Here is a 12,584-nt window from a genome sequence, read left to right as displayed (position 1 = left end):
CAATCTATGGGAAGGGAGATAGAAGGGATATCTTTGTTATATTATTTTATTACTTTATTTGTTGACGGAAAACTGGTTTGCAATATAATCACGCAGATGATAGCAACAACACCGCTCACACCTACCCAAACAGTTGAATTCAACACCAATGGCACTGATGTCTCAAACTGATCCTGCAGGATAAATACCAGCAGGGCGGGTATGAGGCCGCATAACACCTGCATATAAAGGGTATTGCCGAGGTTCCCTGTTTTCATATATATCCACGACAGCATTAACGAAAAGGAGACAGTATATAAAAAAGTGTAAGGCGACAGGCTGAAGGCAAAGCTGATAGCGGCCACATTCAGGAGAGCTTTCAGCGGGGAATAGTTTTTCAGGAAACTATCCAGGATAACCCCTCTCATCAGGCTTTCCTGAATAAAGGGATCAATGAGGAAATAAACGAAGCAATAGAAAAGCGGTTTCTCCCGGATGAGTAAAAAAACGGAGTCCCATTCTTTCAGTGCGCTCAGATGCAACCATTCCTGGACGCCAAAGGCAAACAAATAGAGGGAGAGCATCAGGAAAGGGCCCGCCAGTAATATGGCAGGAGAAGGCATTCCAAAGTGGAGATGATAATCCGGTTCCACTTTCTTTTTCCGGTTGTAGCTGTAAATCAGGACCACCAGCAACAGGCTGCAATAGATGGGTATTGTGATTAAGCTGCTTAACACTTTGTCGTTTGTAATGCCCGGGTAAGCACCGGCGGCGGCAATATAAAAAGCGAGGAACACTACCAGGCTATAAACGGGTATCAGCCAGGCGTGGCCGAGTGTGGGATAAAACTTTTTCTTTTCTGCCAGTAAGGGATCATCATCAAAAATAGAGCGGGTATTGTCAGTCGTTTTCATGGATGTGGGTATAAAGGGAGACAATGAAATAACGGGCTTTCCCGGCGGATGCATATCGCCGGGAAAGCGTATAGTATGTTTAGATAATATGCGTGATCAGTCCGTCGCGCAGCTTCGGCTCAAACCAGGTACTCTTCGGAGGCATTACGTTTCCGCTGTCTGCAATGTCAAACAGCTGCTGGATGGTGACAGGGTAAAGGGCAAATGCTACTTTCATTTCCCCGCTGTCTACCCGTTTTACCAGTTCGTTCAACCCGCGGATGCCGCCAACAAAGTCGATGCGTTTATCGGTGCGCTGGTCTTTGATGCCCAGCAGCTTATCCAGTATGTTACTGGAAAGGATGGTTACATCGAGGATGCCTATGGGATCGGTGGTATAGGTGCCTTCTTTTGCTACCAGGCGGTACCACCTGCCATCGAGGTACATGCTGAATTCATGCAGCATGGAGGGCTGTTGGGGCAGGTGCCCGATTTCTTCCACGGTGAAGTCGTAGTCCAGGCGCGAGAGGAGCGCTTCCTTACTGAGGCCGTTAAGGTCTTTTACCACGCGGTTATAATCCAGGATGGCCAATTGGCTGGCCGGGAAAATGGTGGTGAGGAAATAGTTGACGGGGTTGTCTATCGAGGTGATTTTTCCTTCTTTTTCAAATGCGGCCTGCACGAGGCTGGCGGAGGCGGCGCGGTGATGGCCGTCGGCGATGTAGGTGCAGGGCACTTTTTCGGCGAACAGGGTAGTGATGTCCTGGATGGCAGCGGGGGTGTTGATCACCCATATGGTGTGCCGGATACCATCTTCGGCGGTGAAATCATACACGGGTTGGTTGTGTTCCTGCCAGTGGTCTACCAGGGCGTTTACTTCCGGTACGTCGTTGTAAGCGAGGAATACGTTGCCGGTTTGCGCTTTGGTGGTTTTAATATGATTAATGCGGTCCAGTTCTTTATCGGGCCGGGTAAATTCGTGTTTTTTAATGATACCGTTGTTATAGTCTGATATGGCGGAAACGCATACCAGTCCGGTTTGGGCGCGGCCGTTCATCACCAGTTTGTAGATGTAATAGGCAGCCTGTGGTTCCAGGAAAAGGGTGCCTTCCTGTACCATGCGATGCAGGTTTTCGGCTGCCTTATCGTATACCGGCTGACTGTGGGTATCCGTTCCGTCGGGCAGATCTATTTCAGATTTTGAAACATGATAATATGAGTAAGGGTTACCGGATGCCGCTGTTTTGGCTTCTTCCGAGCTGAGTACGTCGTACGGCCTTGCAGCTACTTTTGCTGCGAGATCTGCTGTAGGCCTTAATCCGTTAAAGGGTCTGATAATAGCCATGATGTAGATATGTGTGAGTGGTAAATGTAATAATAAAAAAAATACGGATTACCGCTAACGAATTACGGAGTTGCAGATAGCTGATCTACCCGCAACTCCGTAATACAATAAGGATATTTTCTTATGCCTTTTTCAGGGAGAAGTATTTCATGGCTTCCACCATTACTTCTACGCTTTCATATGGCAATGCGTTATACATAGATACGCGGAATCCGCCGGAGAGACGGTGTCCTTTGATACCAACGATATCTTCTTTCTTACAGAATTTGAGGAATTCTTCTTCCATTTCCGGTTTATCCATGATGAAGCAGGCGTTCATTTTACTACGGTCTTCTTTCACAACGGTACCGCGGAACAGCGGGTTGTGGTCGATTTCATCGTAAAGGAGTGCTGCTTTTTTATCATTGATCTTTTCAATGGCAGGAATGCCGCCCTGTTCTTTGAGCCAGCGGAGTGTGAGCATGGAAATGTACACAGCGAATACGGGAGGGGTGTTTAACATAGAACCATTTTCTATGTGGTTCCTGTAATCCAGTATAGCTGGTATTTTGCGCGTTACCTTGCCCAACATGCTTTTGCGTACAGCTACCATGGTAGCGCCTGCGGCGCCCATATTTTTTTGTACGCCGGCATATATCAGCGAGTACTTGTTAAAGTCCATGCTGCGGCTCATGATGTCACTGCTCATATCTGCTACCAGGGGTACATCGGTAACAGGTGTCATTTGCCACTGTGTACCATAGATGGTATTGTTAGTGGTAATGTGCAGATAACTTGCCTTTTGGGGGATGGTGAACTGTTTGGGAATGTGATTGTAGTTGCTTTCTTTGGAGCTCGCCACAACGTCGGCGAAGCCAAACAATTTTGCTTCTTTGATGGCCTTGTTGGACCATACTCCGGTATCCACATATGCGGCAGATTCGCTGCTTTCCAGCAGGTTCATTGGCACCTGCATAAACTGCGTGGTGGCTCCGCCATGTAAAAAGAGTACTTCAAAGTCATCATCAAGCTGCATCAGTTCCCTCACCAGGTTGCGCGCCTCGTCCATCACCGCTATAAACGGTTGCGTTCTGTGGCCAATTTCCAGTATAGACATCCCTGACCCTTCAAAGTCAATCAGAGCTTTACTGGCCTTGTACAATACCTCGTTGGGTAATACAGAAGGACCTGCGTTAAAATTATGCACCTTCATGTTGCGATTCAGATTAAATTCATTTTTTGATCTTTCCACTTTGTTTTGGTTTTTCTAAGGAAACGGAAAAAAAACGGCACGGGTGTTTTAAAACCAGTAAGGCGCGTGGTGTAGGACAGGCTAAAAGATGGTATGGGCAAAGATAAAATTTCTTTTCTAATTATTAAGTATTACCATAAATATTTTAACCGGCTCATTCCTCCCTCACCGGCAGCTTGCCTTCCAGCCATTGACGTTGCAGTTGTTCCATCTCCTGTACCTCCTCCGGGGTAAGAGTTGTATGGGTGAGCTCCTGTAAAGAGGGCTGTCCTGCATTTACCCAGGCGGTGTACCAGGCTGCTGCTACGGCTGCTATCGCATTTTTCATCCTTCGTTCAACCATGTCGCCCATCGAAAGTGCGTATGCTTTCGTATAGTCTTCCGCGTAAGTACGGATTAATACCCCATTCCGGTTTTCATAACCATACCTCCTGCCGGGCGGAAGTTTTTCACTAAGCCGCTTTTCACAGGCCAGTACTGTATCTGCGGCCATTCCGCTTGTCCTGATAATGTCCCATATATATTTACGCGGTTCAGATATATACACGGCTTTTCCAGCCCAGTAATCGAACGTTTTATCAGCGAGTAATTCGGGGATACGGGATTCCCACAAGCCATGAATACCCTGCTGGCCGGTAAACTGGCCGTTATGATTGGAGCAGGCATGCAGGGGCACGTGTGCATCTGCCATATAATGTCCCAGTTCGGCAGACAGCCGGAGGATGCGCTGCTGGTCCTTTTCCCGGAATGCGGCGGTGAGCATGGCCAGCATCTTTTCAAGATGCCAGGGCAGAATGCCGTTGCGGTTCAGGGAATCTGCCGTGTATCTGGCGACTGCATCGGCCCAGTTGCGGGGAATCTGCGCGTAAGGCGGCTTGTCGAACAGGTCGATATCAATATAATGCCGCGCACCTTCCGCGGCAACGGCGTATCGCCGCTTGTCCGGATCGGTGGCATGTGCCGTAATGTACTCCAGTTGCGGCTTATAGAGGACCATCATTTCCGGCGGCAGGCAAAATACCGCCAGCCGGTTAATACGCTGATGCGCAAAAAATCCCCATGCACAAACATCTGTACAGGAAAATATGATTACAGTAAATAATACGGGAATCCGTAGCCAGGTGTGGGTTAACATGTCACTATATTTTTGGGAAGACGAATATAGCGAAAAAAAGTATGCTGATATTTTATCTCCAGGGATAATAAAATATCAGCATTGTTATAGCAACAGAAAAAATGTAAGCACGCTTTAACCACGAGGTATCTACGCTTCATCTACGAAGCATCCCCGGATCAGATATGGGTTACACCACCGCTTACGGCAAACTTCATGGCTTCGCCGGCAGAAACGTTGGTCAGCGGTTTAACCCGCTCTTTTGGTACCATAAACACCTTACCGGTAATGGCATACGCATGGGGAACGTATACTGCCATATATCCTTCGAGGCCCAGGTTGCTGACATCGGTCTGCGTAATAAATCCCATCTCCCACACATCCACCCCGTATACCTGCACCAGTACCGGGTGATCGAATTTTTTCTTTTCACCTACAAACGCATCAAAAACATCTTTAATAGAGGTGTAAATATATTTGATAAAAGGCGTGCGCTCCAGCAGGTGGTCAAACAGATCAAAGATCCGCCCGATAATAAAGGAGGAGCTGAGGTAACCTACCCCGATGATCAGCAGCAGCACCAATGCAAACCCTACTCCTTTGTACCTCAGGAAACTGAAAGAAGCGCCTTCCGGAATCAGCTCTTTCGGAATAAGATTATCAATAGTAATAAAGGCCCAGTACAAGGTAAGCGCAGTAATACCAATGGGCGCCAGAATGAGCAATCCCTGAAAGAAGTAACGCAGCAATCGTGATGCAAATACTTTTAATCTAAGCTTTGGCGACATGGTTTGTGATTAGGGCTGCAAATTAGACAATAAAGCGCAAAGCAGGAAGCTGGGACGGTTAATTGAATGTTGCCACATGTAAAAAAATAGTACTGGAAACTTTGGAAGTTTGGAAAGTTTCCATAGTTTTGTCCAGCATAACAACAGGGTTAATGCGATAAAATCTATGGAAGTACAGGAACGCATTATGGACACGGCTTTTGGCCTTTTTCGTCAATTTGGTACCCGCTCCATCACGATGGATGACATCGCTGTGAGAATGGGGATTTCGAAGAAAACGCTTTACGCCCACTTCACCGATAAGGACGATATGGTTTGCCAAACCATCGGCCGGTTCATAAATATCGTTACCGAAGACTGTATCGAAGACCGGAAAAAATCGAAAGACGCCATTGACGAGTTATTCCTTGTAATGGACATGCTGGACCGCCGCCTGCGCAATATGAACCCTGTCATTATCCTGGACCTGCAGAAATTTCACTCGAAAGCCTACCAGCTGTTCCTCGATTACCGGAACAATACCCTGGCCACTATGATCCGTGAAAATATGGAAAGAGGCATCAGTGAAAAAGTATACCGGCCCGATATCGACATTAAAATACTGACCCAATACAGGATATACGCCTGTATGATCTGTTTTCAACCGGAAGTGTTCCCTGGCGCCAATGATATGAACAAAGTGCAGAAAGTGTTGCTGGAGAATTTTTTATATGGGGTGGCTTCTGTAAAAGGATACCGGCTTATTGAAGAATATAAACAACTATCGCAAAATAAATAACACTATGCTATCAATCAAAAGGCTCACCAGTATGGCTTTTATGGTGTGGCTGCTGTCCCTGGCGACCATCGCCGGCGCCCAGCAGCAGATTACGCCTGAACCCATCCGTTTGTCTGCCAAAGAAGCGGTAGACTACGCACTGGCTAATCAGAGCACCGTTAAAACCGCCAAACTGGACGAACTCATCCAGCTGGCCAAGAACAAGGAGGTTAGCGGTCTGGCACTGCCCAATGTCGCTGGTACCGGCTCTTACCAGTACAACCCGATCACCCAGAAACAGATGTTTAACATGAGGAACTTTGGCCTGCCAAAAGATTCCTTTACAGCAGTTTCCTTCCAGCTACCGCATAACCTGGTTGGGGAAGTGAAACTTACACAGGTACTCTTCGATCCCAGCGTACTCGTAGCTTTACAGGCACGTAAAACACTGGAAGACCTGGTATCACAGGGCGTGGAAAAAGCGGAAATAGACGTGAAATCCACCGTGTATAAAGCCTATTACAATGTACTGTCTGCCAACAAAGCATTGACCATCCTTTCCGAAAACATCCACTCCCTGGAAAAGATCCTCAATGAAACCAAAGAGATCTACAAAAACGGTCTTGCGGAAAAACTGGATGTAGACCGCCTGGTAGTGCAATATACCAACCTGCAAACGGAGCAAACCAAACTCCGTAACCTGATTGAACTGGGTATCGCTTCACTGAAATACCAGATGGGCATGCCACTGAAACAGGCTATAACGTTAACGGATACACTTTCTACAGAAAGGATTGCAGCGGATGTACTGGACATGGATAAATTCGACTACTCACAGCGGATTGAATACCAGTTGCTGCAAACGCAAAAGAAAGCAAATGAATATGATCTGAAAAGATATAAGCTGAAAGGTTTACCCTCCCTGCAACTGTTCGGTTCTACCGGCGCACTGAGGGGAAGTGATAAATTTGATTACCTCCAGAACCAGATGTGGTACGGTTATGTAAACACAGGACTGAACCTCTCTGTTCCCATCTTTAGTGGTATGCAGCGCAAACGGCAGGTAGACCAGGCATGGCTGGCAGTAAAGAAAAGTGAAGTGGCCATCGAAAATGCGAAGCTGGGCATCGACCTGGAAAGAGAGCAGTCATACTCTACTTTCCGCAACAACGTACTCACGCTGGAAGCACAGGAGAAAAACATGGAACTGGCACAGGACGTATATAACACCACCCAGATCAAATACAGGGAGGGTGTAGGTTCCAGCCTGGAAATGACTACTGCTGAAAACGATTTGCTCACTGCACAGAATAATTATTTCACTGCATTGTTTAACGCTATTGTTGCTAAAGTTGACCTGCTGAAATCGTACGGCAAACTATAAGCTTCATTATTTCAATCACTATTTACTACTAACTATATGATCAAAAAATATTCTTTCCTGATCCCTTTTGTCACCCTGATGCTCGCATCCTGCGGTGGTGGTGGAAATAAAGCTGAACAGCTGGAGAAGCTGAAACAGGAGAAAGTAAAATATAACGAAGACATCGACAAAAAAATAGCAGCGCTGGAAAAGGAAGTGGGTGTGAAAGATACGACGCAGCAGAAAATGAAGGATGTGACCGTAACTGCTATTACTGATACCATATTTGAACATTATATAGATGTGCAGGGAAGTGTGGACGCCCGTGAAAACGTAAACGTTTCCGCCCGCGTACCCGGCGTAATTACCGGCATCTTTGTAAGGGAAGGACAGGCAGTAAAACAGGGACAAACACTTGCCCAGGTAGACGACCAGGTGCTGAGAGCCAACATGGCCGAACTCCGTACCCAGATGGACCTGGCTAATACCCTGTTTGAAAAACAGAAAAACCTGTGGTCACAGAAAATAGGTTCTGAAGTACAATACCTCAACGCCAAAAACCAGAAGGAAAGCCTGGAAAGGAAGATGGCCACCCTGCAGGATCAGCAGTCGCAAACCCGCATCATTGCACCTATCAGCGGTACCGTAGATGCGGTAATCGCCAAGGTGGGAGACAATGCAGCCCCGGGCGCACCAGCCTTCCGCGTGGTAAACGCCAACAACCTGAAGGTAACTGCCAACGTAGCGGAAGCTTACGCCGGTTTGTTGAAATCAGGAGATGCAGTGATCTTATCTTTCCCTGATATTAACCGCGAAATACGCAGCACTATCGGGTTTGCTTCGAGGACCATTGATCCGCTGAGCCGTACCATTAAAATTGAAGTGCCGCTGAAACCGGATGCCGGCCTGCGTCCTAACATGATTGCCCGCATCAGGATCGTGGATTATGTTGCTAAAAATGCAGTGGTAGTTCCGGTAAGCGTGATCCAGTATACCTCCGGAAAGCCTTATGTAATGGTAGCGCAGAATGCCAACGGTAAAATGGTGGCACAACGTAAAACAATAGATATGGGCCGCACCTACAATGATAAGGCTGAAATAAAGAGTGGTTTGACAACAGGTGATAAAGTTATCACCACCGGTTTTCAGGGATTAAACGATAACGACCTGATTAAATTATAAAGCTGATTCAAACAGCTAAAACCAAGTGTATGCAAGACAATCTCCATAAAGAATTTAAGCCTACCAGCTGGTCCATTGATAATAAGGTAAGCGTATACGTGGCTACCATTATCATTGCATTGGCAGGTATACTTTCCTATATTAACCTGCCAAAGGAACAGTTTCCCGAGGTAGTGTTCCCGCAGTTCTATATCAACACCGTTAATGCCGGTACTTCCCCGGAGGATATGGAAACAACGGTGACCAAACCGATAGAAAAACAACTGAACGGTATCTCTGGCGTAAAGAAGATCAAGAGTACTTCCATGCAGGATTTCTCTGCGATCACCATTGAGTTCAATGCCAATGAAGATATTGAAGCTGCGCGTCAGCAGGTGCGGGAAAAAGTAGACGATGCAAAGAAAGATCTGCCGAAGGACCTGACCCAGGAACCGCAGATTGTGAAGATAGATGTGTCGCAGATTCCTATCATGAACGTAAACCTTTCCGGCGACTTTGACCTGCAAACACTGAAAAAGTATGCGGATGATATGAAAGACCGGATTGAGGCGCTAAATGAAATTACCCGTGTGGACCTGGTAGGTGAACTGGAACGCGAAATCCAGATCAATTTGGACAAATACAAAATGGATGCGGCCAGGATCAGCTTTGAAGATATTATCGGCGCCATCCAGGGGGAAAACAAGACCATCTCCGGTGGTCTTGTTGCGATGGATGGTCAGAAACGTAGCCTGAGCATAAAGGGAGAATATAAGGATCCGGGAAAAATAGGTAACATCATTGTACGCGGCCAGTCCGGCGCAACAGTATACCTGAAAGATATTGCCAACGTGGTAGATGGTTTCCTGGAACAGGAAAGCTATGCGCGGCTTGGCGGCAAGAACGTAATCACACTCAACGTTATTAAGCAGAGTGGTAAAAACCTGATCGATGCATCCGATAAGATCCAGGCGATTACAAAGGACATGAAGGAAAACTACTTCCCTAAAAACCTGGAAGTAACTATCACGGCAGACCAGTCGAAATCTACCCGTGTAACCCTGCACGACCTGATCAACACCATTATTATCGGCTTCCTGCTGGTAACTGTTATCCTCATGTTTTTCATGGGAGCGGTCAACGCGATCTTCGTGGCATTGTCGGTACCTATTTCCATGTTCATCGCGTTTTTACTGATGCCGATGTACGGGTTTACGTTAAACATGATGGTGCTGTTCTCCTTCCTGCTGGCATTGGGTATTGTAGTGGATGATGCCATTGTGGTAATAGAAAACGTACACCGTATTTATAACCAGCGAAAGGACCTGGGTATTGTGAAGGCAGCTAAAATAGCTGCGGGAGAGGTGTTCCTGCCGGTGTTTTCCGGTACCCTTACGGTGTTAGCGCCGTTTGTGCCGCTGCTGTTCTGGCCTGGTGTGATCGGTAAGTTCATGTTCTACCTGCCGGTTACGCTGATCACAACACTCGGCGCATCGCTGGTGGTGGCCTATATCATTAACCCGGTGTTTGCGGTGGATTTCATGGACAGGCACGAAGGTGAAAACCATCCGAAGCCTAAGTTTGATAAGAAATTTACGATCCTCTCCGGTGTGTTTGCCTTACTGGCGCTCGTAGGTTATGCCAATGGCAGCATAGGGGTGGGCAACTTCGTGGTATTCCTTTACCTGTTGATCGTATTGGAACGTTTCTGGTTAGGTGGCGTGGCCCGCCGCTTCCAGCATGGATTCTGGCCGAAAGTACAGGACCGTTACAAACGCATATTGCAGTGGTGTTTGCTGGGATGGCGCCCGGTATGGATCGTGGTGGCTACGTTTGGGTTACTGATCTTCAGTATTATGCTAACGGCTATACGAAATCCGAAAGTGGTGTTCTTCCCGCAGGCAGATCCCAACTTCATCTATACTTACATAGAATTACCCAATGGTACCGACCAGAAGTATACCGATTCTATCACTAACCTGGTGGAAAAGCGTATCACTAAAGTAGTGGGCGAAAAGAACCCGATAGTGGAATCTATTATTTCCAATGTGGCCAAAGGCGCCGGCGATCCTTCCCAGATGGATCTCAGCACGCAGCCGCAGAAGGGTAAGGTAACAGTAGCCTTTGTGGAATTTGGTGCAAGGGATGGGCAGTCGACCGTACAATATCTCGATAAAATCCGTAATGCCGTTAAAGGTATCCCGGGAACCAATATCACGGTAGAGCAGGAGCAGGGTGGTCCGCCAACCGGTAAGCCTATCAATATTGAAATCAGCGGCGATAATTTTGATGAGCTGACCAGTTCTTCGTTCAGACTTAAACGTTATCTCGATTCGCTGCAGATTGCGGGTGTAGAGGAACTGAAGAGCGATTTCGAGGACAATAAGCCGGAGATAGTAGTAGATATAGACCGGGAGCGGGCGAATGCAGAAGGTATTTCTACCGGCCAGATCGGTGGAGCTCTCCGTACAGCGCTATTCGGAGCTGAAGCCTCCAAGATCCGTGATGCAAAAGATGAGTATAAGATTATGGTAAGATTAAATGAGGATCAGCGGAACAATATTAATAACCTGATGAACCTCAACCTGGTGTACCGCGACATGAATATGGGCGGAGCAATACGCCAGGTGCCGTTATCGGCGGTAGCGGATATTCATTATTCCAACACTTTTGCAGGTATTAAGCGTATCGATCAGAAACGTGTGATTACGCTGTATTCCAACATCTTAACAGGTGCGAATGCGAATGAAGTGGTACAGCATATTGAATCATCTCTGAAGGACTTTACCCATCCGAACTCCGTGACTATTAAAATGACCGGTGAGCAGGAAGACCAGCAGGAAACCATGAACTTCCTGATGATGGCGATGCTGGGAGCATTCGGGTTGATCCTGATGATTATGGTGACCCAGTTCAACTCCATCGGCCGCCCGATGATCATCTTTATGGAGATCCTGTTTAGTATCATCGGTGTGTTCCTGGGCTTCTCCATCTTTAAAATGGACATTTCCATTGTAATGACGGGAGTGGGTATTATGGCCCTGGCAGGTATTGTGGTGCGTAATGGTATCGTACTGGTAGAGTTTACGGATCTGCTGATCCAGCAGAAGATGCCGGTATATGAAGCGGTGGTGGAAGCGGGTCGTACCCGTATGACGCCGGTAATATTAACCGCAATTGCTGCTATTTTGGGTCTGATTCCGCTGGCAGTGGGCTTTAACATCGATTTTGCCGCGCTGTTCAGTGAGTTCAAACCGCATATATTCTTTGGAGGGGATAACGTGGCCTTCTGGGGTCCGCTGGCCTGGACAATGGTATACGGGTTGATTTTCGCGACTTTCCTGACCCTGGTACTGGTGCCGGTGATGTACGCCATGAACAAGCGTTCCATTGATGTGCTGGACCGGTACAATATGCCACGGTGGCTGAAATACGTGCCTTTTCTGGTGCTGATTATCAAAGCGGTGTTCATGAAGCGGGATGAAGTGAGGAAGCTGCATGATCCAAAGTACCTGTCGCCCAAGCCATATGACTTTTTCCCGGAGCCGGAGGTTGCTGAAGAGCCGGTGCTGGGGAAGAAGAAAGTGGATGGTATCTCCGTTAATTAAGTCTTTTTTCAATACAGTGTAACAGTTGTAGGTTAACAGTCTCCGTCCCGATTCTTCGGGACGGATTTTTTTTGTATATTACAGCCGGAATGACTTTTTTTCTTTCATTAACAAATTTTAACATTTGGAATGAGTGGCATTTGAAAAGCCTTTATTACTTTTGACCCCTCAGACAGTTGTTGACACGTTACTAGCCATATACAGCCTTAGCCTTATATGCCATATGATAAAATAAGAGATAATATAAATAAAGACGCCTGTTTTGAACAGTTCAGTTAGGCCATTAGCCTGTAATAATCAGTAAGTAGAGAAATAAGATAATCAGCACAGCTTTCTTGACAATAG

Annotated in this window: 9 protein-coding genes; 4 read left to right on the top strand and 5 right to left on the bottom strand. The window is 46.9% G+C overall.

What is annotated here, in order from left to right; genetic code table 11:
* Positions 1-41: 41 nt before the first annotated feature.
* From AB6805_RS05720 to AB6805_RS05700, 5 genes are all read right to left on the bottom strand, one after another.
* On the bottom strand, positions 42-893 hold the full coding sequence (locus tag AB6805_RS05720; protein ID WP_370908493.1) for a CPBP family intramembrane glutamic endopeptidase: 852 nt from the start codon (positions 891-893) through the stop codon (positions 42-44).
* A gap of 79 nt (positions 894-972) precedes the next feature.
* Positions 973-2,217 (bottom strand): DUF1015 domain-containing protein, encoded by a 1,245-nt coding sequence (locus AB6805_RS05715; protein ID WP_370908492.1) that lies wholly within the window; start codon positions 2,215-2,217, stop codon positions 973-975.
* 121 nt (positions 2,218-2,338) lie between these two features.
* On the bottom strand, positions 2,339-3,409 hold the full coding sequence (gene serC, locus AB6805_RS05710) for a 3-phosphoserine/phosphohydroxythreonine transaminase (RefSeq protein WP_370908491.1): 1,071 nt from the start codon (positions 3,407-3,409) through the stop codon (positions 2,339-2,341).
* Between the two features lie 193 nt (positions 3,410-3,602).
* A complete protein-coding gene (locus AB6805_RS05705; protein WP_370908490.1) occupies positions 3,603-4,583 on the bottom strand; it encodes a zinc dependent phospholipase C family protein in 981 nt (326 codons plus the stop codon).
* A gap of 158 nt (positions 4,584-4,741) precedes the next feature.
* Complete coding sequence (locus AB6805_RS05700) at positions 4,742-5,350, bottom strand: DUF502 domain-containing protein (protein ID WP_370908489.1); 609 nt, start codon at positions 5,348-5,350, stop codon at positions 4,742-4,744.
* A 166-nt stretch (positions 5,351-5,516) separates the two neighbouring features.
* On the opposite strand from AB6805_RS05700, the gene AB6805_RS05695 reads away from it, so the two are divergent.
* From AB6805_RS05695 to AB6805_RS05680, 4 genes are read left to right on the top strand one after another with little or no spacing between them, the layout of a single operon-like run.
* The gene (locus AB6805_RS05695) at positions 5,517-6,128 is read left to right on the top strand and encodes a TetR/AcrR family transcriptional regulator (protein ID WP_370908488.1); all 612 of its coding nucleotides are present in this window, start codon (positions 5,517-5,519) and stop codon (positions 6,126-6,128) included.
* A gap of 4 nt (positions 6,129-6,132) precedes the next feature.
* On the top strand, positions 6,133-7,491 hold the full coding sequence (locus tag AB6805_RS05690; RefSeq protein WP_370908487.1) for a TolC family protein: 1,359 nt from the start codon (positions 6,133-6,135) through the stop codon (positions 7,489-7,491).
* A 36-nt stretch (positions 7,492-7,527) separates the two neighbouring features.
* Positions 7,528-8,652: an efflux RND transporter periplasmic adaptor subunit gene (locus AB6805_RS05685; RefSeq protein ID WP_370908486.1), complete on the top strand. Its 1,125-nt coding sequence runs from the start codon at positions 7,528-7,530 to the stop codon at positions 8,650-8,652.
* 29 nt (positions 8,653-8,681) lie between these two features.
* The gene (locus tag AB6805_RS05680; RefSeq protein ID WP_370908485.1) at positions 8,682-12,239 is read left to right on the top strand and encodes an efflux RND transporter permease subunit; all 3,558 of its coding nucleotides are present in this window, start codon (positions 8,682-8,684) and stop codon (positions 12,237-12,239) included.
* Positions 12,240-12,584: the final 345 nt, after the last annotated feature.

The organism is Chitinophaga sp. RCC_12 (genome assembly GCF_041360695.1).
Taxonomy (GTDB): domain Bacteria; phylum Bacteroidota; class Bacteroidia; order Chitinophagales; family Chitinophagaceae; genus Chitinophaga.
The sequence above is the reverse complement of the archived record's forward strand: the minus strand, read 5'-3'. Positions and strand labels throughout refer to the sequence as shown.